The sequence below is a fragment of the Stenotrophomonas sp. STEN029 genome (assembly GCF_056760015.1).
Map to the genome: position 1 here is coordinate 1 of NZ_JBRREC010000009.1, position 15,485 is coordinate 15,485.

The window sequence follows — 15,485 nt, forward strand, 5'->3', positions numbered from 1 at the left end:
TGCTCTGGCGCGCGGGGGTGTGTCAGACGGCCCTTTACCGCCGCAGATTTCACTAGCATACGGGCGGCGGGCCCGTTGCGGGTGCCCGCCCCCCCCCCGGCCCCCCCGCGACCACGAGCATCAGTTTGAGACTGATGCGCATCGATTACTGCGCGGTGTAGACGATTTCGACGCGACGGTTCTGCGACCAGCAGGACTCGTTCGAATCGGTGCAGACCGGACGCTCTTCGCCGTAGGACACGACGGTCAGCTGCGAAGCCGAACCACCGTTGGCCTGCAGAGCCGAGTTCACGCCATTGCCACGACGCTCGCCCAGGGCCTGGTTGTAAGCGCGGCTGCCGCGTTCGTCGGTGTTGCCCTGCAGGGTGATGCGCGAGGACGGACGGTCACGCAGGTACTTGGCGTGGCAAGCCATGATGGCCTGGAATTCCGGCTTGACCGAATCCTGGTCCAGGTCGAAGTAGACAACGCGCTGACGCAGGCAGGCGTCGGTATCCAGGTCGCCCGGGCCGTACAGGCCGGAGGTGGACGGACCGGTCGGCTGGGTGGTCGAACCGGTATCAACCGGCGGCTGTGCCGGCTGTTCCTTGACCTTCTTCGAGCAGCCAGCGAGCGCGGCTACCGACAGCAGCGAAACGAGCAAAACACGAGTTGACTTGTTCATGGCTATACCTAGTGGCTCCTGGCCAATGTTGGGGATTAATGCGGGAAGAGATTAACATTTTATCAACGCGCAGTGCGGTACGGACCCCATGCTGGCTCACGCACGTCGCCATCGGCCAGCACCAAGCGCTGGCGCACCCGGCCGTCGGCGGATACTTCATACAACACACCACGCCCACCTTCACGAGCGGCGTACAGCACCATGCTCGCATTGGGCGCAAAACTGGGCGATTCGTCCAACGAACCCGGCGACAGCGTGCTCCAGCGCGCCGCCCCCAGGCTGCTGTCCATCACCGCGATCTTGTAGCTGCTGCCCGCACCCTGGGCGACGGCAATCTTCTTGCCATCGAAGGAGACGCTGGCCTTGGCATTGTAGTTGCCCTGGAAGGTCACGCGGCTGGCGCTGCCGCCGGTGGCCGGCACCTGGTAGATCTGCGGGCGTCCGCCGCGATCGGAGGTGAAGTAGACCGAGCTGCCATCGGCGGCCCAGGTCGGCTCGGTGTCGATGCCGAAGTGGTTGGTCAGCTGGGTCAGCTGCTTGCTGCCCAGGTCCATCACGTAGATCTCCGGGTTGCCGCTGCGCGACAGGGCCAGGGCCAGGCGACGGCCGTCCGGTGAGAACGAGGGCGCGCTGTTGATGCCACGGAAGCTCGTCAGCAGCTCACGGCCACCGGTGGCGATGTCCTGCACGTAGATGGAGGAGTTGCCGCGCTCGAAGCTGACATAGGCCAGCTTGCGACCGTCCGGGCTCCAGCTCGGCGACAGCAGCGGCTCGGCCGAGCGCACGATGGTCTGCGGGCTGTAGCCGTCGGAATCGGCCACCATCAGCGCGTAGCGCATGTTGGCGCCACTGCCACTGGCAGTGATGTAGGCGATGCGGGTCCAGAAGGCACCACGCACACCGGTGATCTTTTCGTAGATCGCATCGGCCATCTGGTGGGCGACATCACGCATGGCGCTGGAACGTGCGGTCATCGCCAGGCCGAGCAGGCGCTCGCCCTTGGCCACATCGAACAGCTCGTATTCCACGCGGTAGGCGCCGGCACCGGCGTCCTGCACCCGACCGACGACCAGGAAATCCTGCTTGAGCGCGCGCCAGGTCGGGTATTGCACCTCGCTGCCGCGGCTGGGGCGTTCGACAATCTGCGCTTCGGGCAGGTTGCGGAACTGGCCGGAACGGTCCAGGTCGGCGCGCACCACCGCAGCCACGTCGGTCTGCGGCGCACCGGCCGACCCCTGGTAGGCCATCGGCACAACCGTGATCGGCGTGGCCGAGGCGTTGCCACCGGTGATTTCGATTTCCAAAGCCCCCTGCTGTGCCGCGGCCACAAAAGGCAGCAGCAGAACGGTGAGGGCGACCAGCCAGCGTGACAGATTCTTCATGAGGCGCTCAGCAGTACGAATGAATAAGAGAGGGATAGCAGCACGCAGATGAACATTTTCGCAATCGTGAACGAAAGTCATGTGAAATCCGCCAGCCACCGCCCCAGATTATAAATTTCCAATGAAACCAACCGGATGCCCGGAACAGCCATCGCTCAGTTCTGGGCGGTGAATGTAAACATCAGCTCGCGCCGGAACACCGTCTCATAGCCACGGAAGGGCAGCGGCTGCGCCCTCAGCACGGCACGCTCGATGGAATCACGCGCTGCCGCGTCCATGGCGCAACCCGATTGCACCTCGGCACTCATCACCTCGCCGCCCGGCAGCTGCTTGATCAGGATCCGGCAGCGCGTGCCATTGGCAACATTGTCCGGCCGGTTCCACTGCGCAACCACGGCCTGCTGGATGGCAGCAGCATACTTGGCGGTCAGGTCATTGCTGGTGCCGCCCTGCCCCGGCGACGGCGTGCTCGGCCCGCTGGTGCCGCTGCTGGTCGACGACGCCTGCGCGCGGGCGCGGGCATCGGCCACCTGGCGCAGACGCTGCTCGGCCAGCTTGGCCTCGCGCTCTGCCTGTTCGCGCTTGCGGCGGATCTCGGCGATCTTCTGCTGGCGCTCCTGCTCGGCCTGCGCCTCACTGGCCTGGCGCTGCTGGTCGGCGATCTTCTTGCGATCGGCCTCTTCCTGCTGCTTGGCCAGGCGCAGCTTCTGCTCGGCCTCTTCCACGCGCTTGCGTTCGGTCAGGTCGATCTGCTCCTGGCGGCGCTTGGCTTCCTGCTCCTGCTTGGCCTTCTCCTGGGAAATGGCCAAGGCACTGACGCGCTCCTGGTCGACCGTGTCCGGCTGGGCAATGCGCTCCTGGGCGTTGTGCTGCTGCGGGGTGGGCGCGTCCTGCGGCTTGGGCTCGGGGATGGGCTGCGGCGGCGGCACGGTGTCTTCCGGCACCGGCTCGGGCTGGGCTTCTTCCACCGGCTCGGGCAGATCCGGCAGTTTTTCCGAGGCACGCAGGGCCTGCCGCGCGGCCGAAGCCTCGGCGGCGGACAGCTGCATGTTGGCCTCAAGCGCCGGGTCGCCAGCGGCGGCCTCGGTGCTGCGGGAAGGCGACCACACCCAGGCGATGATGAAAATCGCCGCGACCAACAGGTGCACCAGCAACGCCAGTACGACCGGCAGGCCCCACTCGTTGCGGTTGTCGTGCGGTGGTGGCAGTGCGTCAGCGTGCATCGGTCGCCAGACCCACCTTTTCGATCTTCGCGGCCTTGATCACATCCATGGCGTCCATGACCTTCTCATAGGCCACGCTCTTGTCGGCGGCCACGATCACGCGAAGCGCCTTGTCCTGCGAGGCCAATGCGCTCAATTGCGCCTGCAGCGCGCCAGCGTCCATGGCCTGCGGGTCCTTGGCTTCGGGCAGCTTCAGGCTCATCTGGCCGTCGGCGCGCACCGAGACCACGATCGGGTCCTGCTTGCTCTCCAGCGCCTTGGCGGTGGAACTGGGCAGGTCGACCTCGAAACTGAGGGTCAGCAGCGGCGCTGTCACCATGAAGATGATCAGCAGCACGAGCATCACGTCGATATACGGCACGACGTTGATCTCGGACTTGAGCTTGCGGCGCTTGCGGCGGGGAATGGCGGCGGTCATAGATGGGCTCCTGCGGTCAGAGGAAGGCGCTGGCGCACTTACTCGTCGCTGCCGCTCTGCTGGCGCTGCAGGATGGAGCTGAACTCCTCGGCGAAGGTTTCATAGCGCACCGACAACCGCTCGACGCGGGTGGTGAAGCGGTTATAGGCCCACACCGCCGGGATGGCCACGAACAGGCCGATCGCGGTGGCGAACAGGGCTTCGGAAATACCCGGGGCAACCGAGGCGATACCGGCCTGCTCACCGCTGCTGATCATGTCGTGCATGGTCACCATGATGCCGAACACGGTGCCGACCAGACCCACGTACGGGGCAGTGGAACCAATATTGGCCAGCAATTCCAGGTTGCGCTCCAACCCATCCACTTCACGGGCGTAGGTGGTGCGCATGGCGCGCTGCGCGCCTTCCAGCTGGGTACGGCCGTCGAAAGCGCGGCGGCCCTGCAGGCGCGAATATTCGCGGAAACCGGCTTCGAAAATGGCTTCCAGACCATCAACCTGACGGTTGCGGTCGGTGGCCGAGGCGTACAACTTGCCCAGATCGGCGCCAGACCAGAAGCGGTTCTCGAACTCGCTGGCCTCGTTGTCGGCGGCCTTGAACACGCGTGCCTTGCGGAAAATGATCACCCAGCTGATGAACGAACCTGCCAGCAACAGCAGCACGATCAGCTTGACCGGGATACTGGCCTTGAGCATCAGGTCCAGGTAGTTGATGCCGCCGCCATGGCTGGCCTGCGCCACGGTCTGCGCAGCGGCGGCGCTGACGTCGGCCGGCAGGACCTCGGTCACGGTGGCCTGCAGGGCCAGAAGCAAAGCGATCATCCGATCTTCCTCAGTGTTGCTTAAGCGGGTTGTGTTTGAAGGGGTTTCAGTACTGCGTAAAGCGTGTCATCAAGCGCCTGCGGACGGAAGTCGCGGGCACCGACAGCGGCAAGGCGGACCTGCGCCGTCGCCAGCACCTGGTCATCGCGCATCACCGCCTGCGCCATCAGCAGGCTGGCCCGCCGGCATTGCAGCAGTTCCACCGTGGTGGTCAGCGCATCGTCCAGCTTGGCCGGCTTCAGGAAATCCAGGTTCATGGCACGGACCACGAATACCTGGCCGTCACCGCAACGCATGGTTTCCTGACCATAGCCGAGGGCGCGCATCCATTCGGTCCTTGCCCTCTCCATGAAGGCCACGTAGCGGGCGTGGTACACCACGCCGCCAGCGTCGGTATCTTCCCAGTAAATGCGTGTCGGCCAACTGAACCGAGACTCATTCGTCATCGCGTTGCTCCGCGAACAGGTCCGCAGGCGCCGGTGCCGCCTTGGGTTTGAGGCCCAGATGGCGGTAGGCCTTGCTGGTGGCCATGCGCCCGCGGGCGGTGCGCACCAGGAAACCCTGCTGGATCAGGAAGGGCTCGACCACGTCTTCCAGGGTGCCGCGCTCCTCGGAAAGCGCCGCAGCCATCGACTCGACCCCGACCGGGCCGCCATCGAAATATTCCACCAGGGTGCGCAGCATGCGCCGATCCAGCTCATCGAAGCCTTCCGGATCGACCTTGAGCATCTGCATCGCCGCCTGCGCCACCGCCTGGTCGATATGCCCACCGGCCTTGACCTGGGCATAGTCACGCACGCGTCGCAGCAGCCGGTTGGCGATACGCGGGGTGCCACGCGAACGGCGGGCGATCTCGCCGGCACCTTCGGCGCTGCAATCAATGCCAAGGATGCCTGCCGAACGCCGCACGATGCGGGTCAGCTCCTCGGCCGAATAGAACTCCAGCCGCTGCACGATGCCGAAGCGGTCGCGCAGCGGCGCGGTCAGCAGCCCGGCGCGGGTGGTGGCGCCAATCAGGGTAAACGGCGGCAGATCCAGCTTGATCGAGCGCGCGGCCGGGCCGTCGCCGATCATGATGTCGATCTGGAAGTCTTCCATCGCCGGGTACAGCACTTCCTCCACCACTGGCGAAAGACGGTGGATTTCGTCGATGAACAAGACGTCATGCGGCTGCAGATTGGTCAGCAGCGCGGCCAGATCGCCGGCTTTCTCGATCACCGGGCCGGAAGTGACACGCAGCGCCACACCCAGCTCGTTGGCGATCACGTGGCTCAGCGTGGTCTTGCCCAGCCCGGGCGGGCCGAAGATCAGCACATGGTCCAGCGCCTCGCGGCGGGCCTTGGCGGCCTGGATATAGATATCCATCTGCTCGCGCACCGGTGCCTGGCCGAGATAATCGGCCAGGCTGCGCGGGCGGATGCTGGCGTCGGCGGCGTCGTCCTCGCGGGTCGCGCCGGCGCCGATGATGCGGTCGTCAGTCATTTCGCAATTATGCGCCAAGCACGTCGCATCCGATCAGATTTCCACCTGCGCGCCCAATTCCACCAACCGGTTGCCCGGAATACGGAAGAAGCCAGTGGCAGGCGCCGCGTTGCGATGCATGAAGGCGAACAGCTTGTCGCGCCAGATCGGCATGCCACGGTTGGCACTGGCCACGATGGTCTCGCGGCTGGCGAAGAAGGTGGTATCCATCGGGTCGAAATAGATGCCGCCATGGTCGCAGGAGCGCATCAGCGCCAAAGGAATATCCGGGGTTTCCATGAAACCGTAGCGCACATGGACACGGTAGAACTCATCCCCCACCGAATCGATGCGCAGGCGCTGGCCTTCGGCCGCATATGGCATCGGCAGGGTTTCCACGTGCAGGAACACATTGCGCTCGTGCAGCACCTTGTTGTGCTTGAGGTTGTGCATCAGCGCATGCGGGACCACGCTTGGATCGGCGGTCAGGAACACCGCCGTACCCGGTACCCGTACTGGCGGTGCCAGCATCAGGCCAGGCAAGAATGTGTCCAGACGGATACCGTCCTTGCGGATCTCATCACGCAGCAGCTCACGACCACGGCGCCAGGTGCGCATCATCGTGAACAGCACCAGGCCAAGCACCAGCGGGAACCAGGCGCCCTGCAGCAGCTTTGCGCCGTTGGCGATCACGAAGCCGAGGTCGATGAAAATGAACACCACACACAAGGCCACGATGGCGTGGCGCGCCCGTGGCCACAGCACGCGGGCCACCAGCGCCAACAGCAAGGTGTCGATCAGCATCGTGCCCGACACCGAGATGCCGTAGGCCACCGCCAGGTTGCTGGAGCTGCGGAAGGCCAGCACCAGCCCGAACACCATCACCGCCAGGCCCCAGTTGATGCCCGGGATATAGATCTGGCCGATGGTGTCGTGCGAGGTATGCAGGATGCGCATGCGCGGGATGTAACCCAGCTGCATGGCCTGCCGCGATACCGAGAACGCACCGGTGATCACCGACTGGCTGGCGATCACCGCCGCAGCCGTCGCCAGCAGGATCATCGGAATCAGCGCCCAACCCGGCACCGCCTCGAAGAACGGATTTGCCACCGCGTCGGGACGCTGCAGCACCAGCGCGCCCTGCCCCAGGTAGTTCAACACCAGGCACGGCAGCACGAAGAAATACCAGGCATGGCGGATCGGCGGCGCACCGAAGTGGCCCATGTCCGCATACAAGGCCTCGCCACCGGTCACCGCCAGCACCACCGCGCCGAGAATGAAGACGCCGTGCCAGCCATGCTCCATGAAGAAGCGCGCCGCCCACAGCGGGTTGAAGGCCTTGAGTACCTCAGGCGCGGCGATCACGTTCCAGATGCCGATCGCGGCCAGTGACAGGAACCAGATGGTCATCACCGGGCCGAACACCTTGCCCACCTTCTCGGTACCGAAGCGCTGCGCGGCGAACACCGCCGCCAGCACCACCAGGGTGATCGGCACCACGAAATGCCCCAACCCCGGCGCCGCGACTTCCAGGCCCTCGACCGCGCCCAGCACCGAAATCGCCGGGGTGATCACCCCATCACCAAAGAACAGCGAGGCGCCGAAAATACCGAGGATGCCGACCACATAGGCTGACCGCGAGCCATTGCGCAGGGTGCGTTGGGCCAACGCCATCAGCGCCATGATGCCGCCCTCGCCGTCGTTGTCGGCGCGCATGATGATGGTCACGTACTTGAGCGTGACCACCATGTTCAGCGCCCAGAACGCCAACGACAACACGCCCAGCACGGTGTCGTGGTCGCTGTTGAGCCCGTAGTGCGGCGAGAACGCTTCCTTCAGGGTGTACAGCGGGCTGGTGCCGATATCGCCGAACACCACGCCAATGGCGCCGACAACCAGCGCCAGGCCGCCGGCAGCGCCGCCGTGACCGTGGCCATGGCCTTGAGTGGAGGATTCAGACGTGGAAGGAGCGTGGGACATGGCGATCTCGGGTTGGCGTCATGCTGCCGAAGGGGTTAACGCAGGGCTGCCTGCAGCGCTTTACGGATGACCGTGGCGACATCATCGCCCTCGGCACCGGCATCGCGCGCCATCTTGGCCGCCTCTGCCGGTTTATAGCCCAGTTGCTGCAAAGCCACTGTCGCCTCGGACACCGCATCGGTGCCCAGCTGGCCGGCAATGGGTGCGCCGCCACCGGTGAAATTGGCTGCGCGGTCACGCAGTTCGACCACCATGCGCTCGGCGGTCTTCTTGCCTATACCGGGAATACGGGTCAACGCAGTGACATCGCCGGTCTGGATCAGCCGCGCGAACTCGTCGACGCTGGTCCCGGACAGCACCGCCAGCGCGATCTTGGCGCCGATGCCCGACACCTTCTGCACGTCGCGGAACAGCCGGCGCTCGCCCTCACGCAGGAAGCCGTACAGCGAGACGCTGTCTTCCTTCTGCGCGTAATGGGTGAACAGGATGACCTCGCGACCGACATCGGGCAGGTCATAGAAGGTGCTCATCGGCGCCTCCAACTCATAACCGACGCCATTGACGTCGATCACCAGCCACGGCGGGGCCTTGTAGGCGAGGATGCCGCGCAGGCGACCGATCATGCGAAAAACCTCATTTGCGACTCCAAGCCTGGCGCACGTCCACCCCCAGCCGATTGGCCGTGGCGCGGACATGCGCATGCGTGATGGCCACCGCCAATGCATCGGCGGCGTCTGCCTGTAATTTGCCCTGCAGGTTCAGCATCAAACCCACCATGTGCTGCACCTGCTGCTTTTCCGCGCCGCCGCGGCCAACCACGGCCAGCTTGATCTCGGTGGCGGCGTATTCGCTGACCGGCAGGTCGCGCATCACCACCGCACACACCGCCGCCCCACGTGCCTGGCCCAGCTTCAAGGCCGAATCGGCGTTCTTGGCCATGAACACCTTCTCGATCGCCACTTCCTGCGGCTGGAATTCCTCGATCAAGGCATGCAGCCCGTGCGCCAGCAAACGCAAGCGCTGCGGGAAATCCGCCGCTCCCAACAGCACCAGTGGCGCGTGATGAACATGGCGGGCGCGGCCGTTGGCGTCGATGTCGATGATACCGACGCCGGTGCGTTGCGAGCCGGGATCAATGCCAAGGATGCGGGTCATGCTGCCTCTATCAGTAAAAAACGGCGCCCAGCATGGCCGGACGCCGTCTCACCCGGTGGGACCGGGCGGGTCGTCAGACCCGCTCCAGGCCTGCCTGGTCGACGTTGGAATACACGTCCTGCACATCGTCCAGGTCTTCGAGCATGTCCAGCAGCTTCTTCACCTGCACCGCGGTGTCAGCGTCGACGGCAACATCGTTGTCGGCGCGGAAGGTGATTTCGCTGTGGTCCGGCACCAGCTTGGCGGCTGTCATCGCGTCCTTCACCGACTGGAAGGCTTCCGGCGCGGTGATCACGTCGATGGAGCCATCTTCCGGATAGACCGCGATATCGTCGGCACCAGCCTCGATTGCCGCCTCGGTGATGGCCTCTTCATCCGCACCCGGTGCAAAGCTCAGCACGCCCAGCCGCTTGAACATGAACGACACCGAGCCTTCGGTGCCCATGTTGCCGCCGCACTTGCTGAAAGCATGGCGGACGTCGGCCACGGTGCGCACGCGGTTGTCGGTCAGGCAGTCGACGATCACGGCGATGCCGCCCGGGGCATAGCCCTCGTAGCGCACTTCCTCGTACTCGACGCCTTCCAACTCACCGGTGGCCTTCTTGATCGCGCGCTCGATGACATCCTTGGTCATGTTCGCGGCCAGGCCCTTGTCCATCGCCACACGCAGGCGCGGGTTGTTGTTTGGGTCGCCTCCGCCACCACGGGCAGCAACGCTGATCTCCCGGATGATTTTGGTGAAAATCTTGCCGCGCTTCGCGTCATTCGCGTTTTTGCGACCTTCGATGGAAGGACCTCGACCCATGGGAATACCGTACATCTGTCAGGAACAGGGCGGTAATTCTACCTGATCCCCCGCCCGGCCCCCGTCATCAGCCGGTTACGGCGGCAACCGTCGGAAAGCGCCCCTGGCGCAGGAAGCCGGCGGTCAGCGTGGCCACCTCGGGCGACAGCACCAGTCCGCTATGGCTGACCGGCACCACGCAGTGATCGGCCAGGCCCGGCAGACGGGTTTCGGCCAGGCCCACGGTGCCATCGGATTCGCCATCCAGCGCGCCCATCATCGCCCCCAGCCCATGCGCCACCGAGCCGGCGATCAGGCCGACCTCGGCCTTTCCCTGCCAATCCGGCAAACCGTGCAACAACAGGTCGCCACTACGCCCCAAGGCCGCCACCCAACCATGCTCGGCCATTGAACGGGCGGTGCCGCTGCCGCATAGCGGTGAGCCCAGGCAGACCACCCGCGGCACCTCCAGGCTCGGCGCCTGCCGCAACGCCTCCAGCGCGACCAGACCACCCAGGCTGTGCCCGACCAGCGATACCTGCCCTCCCGTGCGCAAACGTTGCACCAACTGCGGCACCGCCTGTTCGGGTCCGCCGAACACGCTGGCGTAGCCAAACGTGTCCACTGCGAAGCCCTGCGTGCGCAGCCGCCAGGCCAATGGCAACAGCCAGGAGCGGGTGTTCCAGATGCCGTGCAGGATCAGCACACGGGGACGCGGGGAGTTCTGCCATGACATGCGCGCAGTTTCCGTCATCGCCCCGGCCCACCACAACGGGCAACGCCCCGGCCTTCAGTCGAAGTTGTAATCCAGCTGCACGGCCAGCTGCCGCCCTACCGCGCTGTAGACCTCGTCGTAGTAGTACGGAAATTCGTCATTGCTGCTGTCACGCGGCGGCGCTGAATTGAATAGATTGTTGATGAACAAGGTCGCCGTTGCGCGCTTGCTGATCTGTTTTCCGGCATTGGCATTCCACAGCAGCAGTGGCTTGATCCGGCCTTGGCCATCAACTCGCGGCAAGCGGCCGTAGCGGATGCCGGACAGATTGGCTGACCAGCCACTCTGTCCCTGCCAACCCAGACTGGTACGCAGGTTGCTGCGGAATGCCAGGTTTTCACCTGAGTCCCACTGCGTCTCGCGCCATTCCTCGTGCAGGGTACCCGGCGAGCGCACCCGGCGCTGGGCCCAGAACGTGTGCGACCAGGCCATGTGCAGGGTGAAGTCACCGATGCCGTTGCTGAAACGCCAATCCGCTACCGTGTCGATGCCGCGGATGCGTTGCTCGGATTGGTTGGCCGCCGTCGACTCGACCATGAGGATGCGGCCATCGCCCTGCTCGCCACTACGCACTACCCGCGAACGTGCCTTGCGACACTCCCAGGAGCGTGGATCCAGCGTGCTCGGGCGCCCATCCGGGCGCAGACCGGTGGCGCACTCGGCTTCATCACGCAATAGCAGCGCCGGCGAGATGCGGCCTATGCCGCCTTCGTTGCTGACATCCCAATAGTCCGCGCTGATCGACAAGGCATCACCGGCATCCCAGACAACACCGACGGTGGTCGAGGTGCCGGTCTCCGCGCCCAGCTCTGGGTTGCGATAGGTCCGGGTCAGAAACTCCGATTCATAACCAGCGCAGCCGGAATTGGCACCGGCGACGATGCAGCGCCTTGCATCGATGGCGCTGCCAAAACTGCCGCCGCCATCGGTGAACACCCAGTGCATGTCCGGCATCTTGAAGCTGGTCGCGTGGCTGGCACGCAACAGCAGATTGTGTGCAGGCCGCCATTCCAGCCCCGCACTCCAGGTGCGCGCGGTGGCGACTGCGACCGCGTCGTCGTACCTGTCCACGCGGCCGGCCAGACTGCCCTTGATCGCCGTCGTCAGCGGAACGCTCAGCTCTGCGCCCAGCGCGTAGCGATCGCGCGTCCCCTCGCCCACGCTGCCGGTAAGGTTATAGGTGTCCATCTGCAGGGGCAGTACCGATGGCGTGTTGCGCAGCCGGTAGCGCTGTCGACTGGCTTCCGCCACCAGTGCCATTGCCAGGCTGCCCGCAGGCAGATCAGCGATCCCACCGGAGACAACATAGGACACCTCATCCACCCGGGTAAGCGCGTCGTAATGCACATTGCCGGACATGGCCATGTATTCGTCAGGCGTGATCGGCCGATACCAATGCTGCAGGTTCAATGGCTGGATGATGACGCCATCATTGGTCACCCCGATCGCGGGAACAAAGAAAAAGTCATTGACCTTCTGGCCCAGCAAACGCCGTCGATCACGCTGCACCCGATAATCCGAACGTCCCACCGTCAGGCTCCAGTCCAGGCGCTGCCCGTAACGACCTTGCAGCCCCAGCGCCAGATCCCACATCCGCTCACTGTAGTGATCGTTCATTGCGTCCGGCCCGCCTACTTCCTGCGGGGTAAGCACGCGTCGTGGCGCGAGGTATCCCAAGCGTGGGTCATAGACCTGGCTGACCTTGCCGGTACTGGCCAGATGCGGCCCGGTGATGGTTTCAAAGCCGCTGGCCAGCGCACTGCGCGCATTCCACAGCTGCAAGCCCGCCCATGCCTGCGTGTGCGGTGAAAACGTCCACTGTGCATGCAGCTGCCCGGACAACTCCCGCACGCCATCCATCAGCGAGGTGTAGCCAGCGTTGCGCCAGGTTCCGCAGCCGTGCCCCTGCAGCGCCGATGCCGCGTTGGCTGGCGCGACGAAGTCCCAGTCGACGAACTCACCCTGCCAGCGCGAGCAGACATCGCGCGGCAGTGGCGCCAGCGTTTGCGCGGCGCCGCCCTCGCGCATGAAGCCCAGTCCAAGTTCGGGATTCACTGGCACGCCTGCAGTGCCGTCCGTTGGACGTTGCAGGTCGCGTTGCGCGCCGCGCAGCAACTCGGCAGCCGAGTATTGCACGGCGTAACTCAGCCCCCAGTTCTCGCCGCCATGCCCGGCGGACCACTGCAGATCAAAGCGATCACCACCGCCCTGGCTGCTGGTGCCGGTGCGCACCCTGGCCTGCGAACCGCTGCGCGGTTGTTTGAGCACGATATTGACCACCCCGGCAATCGCATCGGCCCCGTAGATGGCCGAGGCGCCACCGGTCATCAGCTCGACACGCTCCACGCTGGCCAGGGGAATGCCACCCAGACTCTGGAAATTGCTGCGTCCGTTCGAGGGAAACGGGTAGTCCGGCAACCGCCGGCCATCGACGAGGATCAGTGCCCTGCCCGGGCCCAGGCCGCGCAGGTTCAAGGGCTGCGCGTTCGCCGAAAAGCGCCCGCCGCCGTCCAGCGACTCGGCGCCATAGTTGCTCATGCCATTCACGGCCAGCGCATCTGCCAAGGTGAAATGGCCATCGCGTTGCATCTGCTCGGCAGTGATGATGGTTACCGGTGCCGGGCCTTCAAACGCGCTGCGGCGTATCCGCGAGCCGGTGACCTGCAGCGAGGCCAGGGAACTGGCCACCGCCGGCATCGTCGCCGGCTGCGTTGGCTTGGGCGCTTCGGCTGCCGGCGCTGTCGCCGCCTGGACAATGGTGATGACCCCGCTACTGGTCAGCCGATAGCTCAGGCCGCTGCCAGCGAGCAGTTGCTGCAGTGCCTGGGCGACGCTGTAGCGCCCGTTCACCGCAGGTGCGGTCCTGCCAGCGAGCATCTGCGGCGCCATCAGTATCTGCAGCCCCGAGCTGGTTGCCAGTTGCGCCAACGCCTGCTGCAAGGGCTGCCGTGGCTGCTGGTAATCGCGGATGACGGAACTGCCCTGTGCCCAAGCAGGCACGATCACCAGGACAAGGCATAGCAACAGCCAGCGCAACATGCCACGCCGACCGTCCCGCACCCGCTGATTTCCGCGACCTGCGCTGGCAATCATCCCCTCTCCCAGTGACAACCGGACTGGCACCAAACCGGCAACCCCCTGTACAGACGCAGCAAGCGCAAAACCCCTCATCTGGCAGAATCACTGGCACTGGCCCAAGCTGCGCGTGTCGCCCCAGACTGTCAACGCCTGCCAATGACCGCCGCCCTGCCGCCCATCCAGCCCCCGCCCGACAGCCTCCGGGACACGGGCGCCATGGCGCAACAGTACCGTCCACGCCTGATGCGCTACTTCAGGAACCACCTGGGTACGGTGGAAGACGCGGAAGATCTCACCCAGGAAACCCTGGTGCGGATGATGCGCGATCCGCAGGCGGACAAGGTCAACAACGTCGAGGCCTATTTGATGACGATTGCGGGCAACCGGCTGCGCGACCGTTACCGTCGCGACCGTACCCGCCATGTTGGACAACATGTACCGATCGATGAGAACACCGAGGGCTGGCCCACCGAAACCGTATGTGGTGAGCGCGTCTACCAGGACCGCGAACGCCTGCAGCTGTTCTTGAAGGTGCTGGATGATTTACCACCGCGCTGCCAGCAGGTATTCCTGCTGCATCGCTATGAAGGCATGACCTATGCCGCCATCGCCAGCCAACTGGGCATCAGTGTCAGTGCCGTGGAGAAACAGATGATGCGCGCCCTGCTGCACTTCGGCACGCGTTTGGAGCAGCCATGAAAGAAACCAAGCTTGAAGTCGTTGCAGACGCTGATCCCATCCGCACCCAGGCTGCGGCCTGGTTTGCACGCCTGCACGCCGACGAAGTGAGTGAAGATGAGCAGGCCGAACACCAGCTCTGGCTGGATGCCGAGCCCGCGCATCGGCTTGCCTACGAGCGCGTCGAGCGCATGTGGTCGATGCTGGGCGATTTTTCCGCTGCGCCCGAGATCAGCCAGCGGCTGGCGGCGATCCCTGCAGCAGTTCCGGCACAGACCCAGCCGCAGCTGCAGCGCAGGCCGCGCCGCCTGCAATGGCTGGTGGCCTGTGCGGCGGCGTTGACTGCGGTTGTCATTGGCTGGCGCGTCCTTGCCCCGGCGCCAATCAGCGAACAACGCTATGCCAGCGCGATCGGCGAGCAGCGCAGCATCACCCTCGACGATGGCACGCAGGTTGATCTCGATACCGGCACCACGCTGCGCGTGCGCTACAACAGGCAACAGCGTCGCATCGCCCTGGACCAGGGCCGCGCCTTCTTCAAGGTTGCCGCCGACACCGCACGTCCACTGACCGTGGATACAGCACAAGGCAGCGTGCGTGCGGTCGGCACCCAGTTCGAGGTGTATCGCCTGGACGATGGCCTTGATGTAACCCTGTTCGAAGGCAAGGTACAGCTGCGCGCCGCCGCGGCCGACGACCATGCCGCAGCCGTGGCCACGCTTACTCCCGGGCAGCGCGCGCACATGGCCGCCGGCAAGGCTCCACAGGTACAGAGCTTCCACGGCGGCAGCGCACCGGCATGGATCGACGGCCAGCTGGTGTTTGCAGACATGCCACTGCGGGCGGCGGTAGACGAGTTCAACCGCTATGGCGGCAGTCCGTTGCGGATCAAGGATGCAGCGCTGGGGGAACTGCGCGTTTCCGGGGTGTTCCGCAGCAATGACAGCAGCGGCTTCGTTGAAGCCTTGAGCGCCTTGCACAGGGTTTCGGCACATACCAATGCCGCAGGCGAGACCGAGCTCAGCCGCTGACCAACCCGTGCCACGGTTGGCTCCGTGGCGCGTGG

At 65.1% G+C, this 15,485-nt stretch carries 15 protein-coding genes; 2 read left to right on the forward strand and 13 right to left on the reverse strand.

From position 1 onward, the window contains the following. Nucleotides 1–145: 145 nt before the first annotated feature. The 13 genes from pal to ACVOLI_RS03440 all read right to left on the reverse strand — a co-directional run bounded on the left by pal (nt 146) and on the right by ACVOLI_RS03440 (nt 13,756). Nucleotides 146–664 carry a peptidoglycan-associated lipoprotein Pal gene (gene pal / locus ACVOLI_RS03380; RefSeq protein ID WP_282269147.1) on the reverse strand — a complete coding sequence of 173 codons (519 nt, stop codon included), beginning with the start codon at nt 662–664 and terminating at the stop codon, nt 146–148. A 62-nt stretch (nt 665–726) separates the two neighbouring features. After that, a complete protein-coding gene (gene tolB / locus ACVOLI_RS03385) occupies nt 727–2,046 on the reverse strand; it encodes a Tol-Pal system beta propeller repeat protein TolB (protein ID WP_481533526.1) in 1,320 nt (439 codons plus the stop codon). Nucleotides 2,047–2,201: 155 nt separating this feature from the next. Further along, entirely contained in the window at nt 2,202–3,269 is a 1,068-nt protein-coding gene (tolA, locus tag ACVOLI_RS03390) for a cell envelope integrity protein TolA (protein ID WP_481533527.1), read from the reverse strand. Next, complete coding sequence (tolR, locus tag ACVOLI_RS03395) at nt 3,259–3,687, reverse strand: protein TolR (protein WP_296251742.1); 429 nt, start codon at nt 3,685–3,687, stop codon at nt 3,259–3,261. Before tolR ends, tolA begins: the two co-directional genes overlap by 11 nt. A 38-nt stretch (nt 3,688–3,725) precedes the next feature. Continuing rightward, on the reverse strand, nt 3,726–4,508 hold the full coding sequence (tolQ, locus tag ACVOLI_RS03400; RefSeq protein ID WP_296251744.1) for a protein TolQ: 783 nt from the start codon (nt 4,506–4,508) through the stop codon (nt 3,726–3,728). 20 nt (nt 4,509–4,528) lie between these two features. Next, a complete protein-coding gene (gene ybgC / locus ACVOLI_RS03405; protein ID WP_282269154.1) occupies nt 4,529–4,954 on the reverse strand; it encodes a tol-pal system-associated acyl-CoA thioesterase in 426 nt (141 codons plus the stop codon). Continuing rightward, on the reverse strand, nt 4,944–5,990 hold the full coding sequence (ruvB, locus tag ACVOLI_RS03410) for a Holliday junction branch migration DNA helicase RuvB (RefSeq protein WP_481533528.1): 1,047 nt from the start codon (nt 5,988–5,990) through the stop codon (nt 4,944–4,946). Before ruvB ends, ybgC begins: the two co-directional genes overlap by 11 nt. A 33-nt stretch (nt 5,991–6,023) precedes the next feature. Beyond that, nucleotides 6,024–7,949: a potassium transporter Kup gene (locus ACVOLI_RS03415; RefSeq protein ID WP_481533529.1), complete on the reverse strand. Its 1,926-nt coding sequence runs from the start codon at nt 7,947–7,949 to the stop codon at nt 6,024–6,026. A gap of 35 nt (nt 7,950–7,984) precedes the next feature. After that, nucleotides 7,985–8,572: a Holliday junction branch migration protein RuvA gene (ruvA, locus tag ACVOLI_RS03420; RefSeq protein WP_481533530.1), complete on the reverse strand. Its 588-nt coding sequence runs from the start codon at nt 8,570–8,572 to the stop codon at nt 7,985–7,987. Between the two features lie 10 nt (nt 8,573–8,582). Further along, complete coding sequence (gene ruvC, locus ACVOLI_RS03425; RefSeq protein ID WP_282269162.1) at nt 8,583–9,104, reverse strand: crossover junction endodeoxyribonuclease RuvC; 522 nt, start codon at nt 9,102–9,104, stop codon at nt 8,583–8,585. Between the two features lie 73 nt (nt 9,105–9,177). Then, the gene (locus tag ACVOLI_RS03430) at nt 9,178–9,909 is read right to left on the reverse strand and encodes a YebC/PmpR family DNA-binding transcriptional regulator (protein WP_296251750.1); all 732 of its coding nucleotides are present in this window, start codon (nt 9,907–9,909) and stop codon (nt 9,178–9,180) included. Nucleotides 9,910–9,976: 67 nt separating this feature from the next. Beyond that, on the reverse strand, nt 9,977–10,624 hold the full coding sequence (locus tag ACVOLI_RS03435; RefSeq protein WP_481509970.1) for an esterase/lipase family protein: 648 nt from the start codon (nt 10,622–10,624) through the stop codon (nt 9,977–9,979). A gap of 54 nt (nt 10,625–10,678) precedes the next feature. Next, complete coding sequence (locus ACVOLI_RS03440) at nt 10,679–13,756, reverse strand: TonB-dependent receptor domain-containing protein (protein WP_481533531.1); 3,078 nt, start codon at nt 13,754–13,756, stop codon at nt 10,679–10,681. A 201-nt stretch (nt 13,757–13,957) separates the two neighbouring features. Here ACVOLI_RS03440 and ACVOLI_RS03445 point away from each other — a divergent pair, with 201 nt between their 5' ends. Both ACVOLI_RS03445 and ACVOLI_RS03450 read left to right on the forward strand, forming a co-directional pair. Then, complete coding sequence (locus ACVOLI_RS03445) at nt 13,958–14,440, forward strand: RNA polymerase sigma factor (protein ID WP_481533532.1); 483 nt, start codon at nt 13,958–13,960, stop codon at nt 14,438–14,440. Then, a complete protein-coding gene (locus ACVOLI_RS03450) occupies nt 14,437–15,450 on the forward strand; it encodes a FecR family protein (protein WP_481533533.1) in 1,014 nt (337 codons plus the stop codon). Before ACVOLI_RS03445 ends, ACVOLI_RS03450 begins: the two co-directional genes overlap by 4 nt. Nucleotides 15,451–15,485: the final 35 nt, after the last annotated feature.

What these genes read in the sequence shown, in the direction of transcription:
- pal (WP_282269147.1), bottom strand. Translation starts at nt 664, where the DNA reads ATGAACAAGTCAACTCGTGTTTTGCTCGTTTCGCTGCTGTCGGTAGCC.
- tolB (WP_481533526.1), bottom strand. Translation starts at nt 2,046, where the DNA reads ATGAAGAATCTGTCACGCTGGCTGGTCGCCCTCACCGTTCTGCTGCTG.
- tolA (WP_481533527.1), bottom strand. Translation starts at nt 3,269, where the DNA reads ATGCACGCTGACGCACTGCCACCACCGCACGACAACCGCAACGAGTGG.
- tolR (WP_296251742.1), bottom strand. Translation starts at nt 3,687, where the DNA reads ATGACCGCCGCCATTCCCCGCCGCAAGCGCCGCAAGCTCAAGTCCGAG.
- tolQ (WP_296251744.1), bottom strand. Translation starts at nt 4,508, where the DNA reads ATGATCGCTTTGCTTCTGGCCCTGCAGGCCACCGTGACCGAGGTCCTG.
- ybgC (WP_282269154.1), bottom strand. Translation starts at nt 4,954, where the DNA reads ATGACGAATGAGTCTCGGTTCAGTTGGCCGACACGCATTTACTGGGAA.
- ruvB (WP_481533528.1), bottom strand. Translation starts at nt 5,990, where the DNA reads ATGACTGACGACCGCATCATCGGCGCCGGCGCGACCCGCGAGGACGAC.
- ACVOLI_RS03415 (WP_481533529.1), bottom strand. Translation starts at nt 7,949, where the DNA reads ATGTCCCACGCTCCTTCCACGTCTGAATCCTCCACTCAAGGCCATGGC.
- ruvA (WP_481533530.1), bottom strand. Translation starts at nt 8,572, where the DNA reads ATGATCGGTCGCCTGCGCGGCATCCTCGCCTACAAGGCCCCGCCGTGG.
- ruvC (WP_282269162.1), bottom strand. Translation starts at nt 9,104, where the DNA reads ATGACCCGCATCCTTGGCATTGATCCCGGCTCGCAACGCACCGGCGTC.
- ACVOLI_RS03430 (WP_296251750.1), bottom strand. Translation starts at nt 9,909, where the DNA reads ATGGGTCGAGGTCCTTCCATCGAAGGTCGCAAAAACGCGAATGACGCG.
- ACVOLI_RS03435 (WP_481509970.1), bottom strand. Translation starts at nt 10,624, where the DNA reads ATGTCATGGCAGAACTCCCCGCGTCCCCGTGTGCTGATCCTGCACGGC.
- ACVOLI_RS03440 (WP_481533531.1), bottom strand. Translation starts at nt 13,756, where the DNA reads ATGATTGCCAGCGCAGGTCGCGGAAATCAGCGGGTGCGGGACGGTCGG.
- ACVOLI_RS03445 (WP_481533532.1), top strand. Translation starts at nt 13,958, where the DNA reads ATGGCGCAACAGTACCGTCCACGCCTGATGCGCTACTTCAGGAACCAC.
- ACVOLI_RS03450 (WP_481533533.1), top strand. Translation starts at nt 14,437, where the DNA reads ATGAAAGAAACCAAGCTTGAAGTCGTTGCAGACGCTGATCCCATCCGC.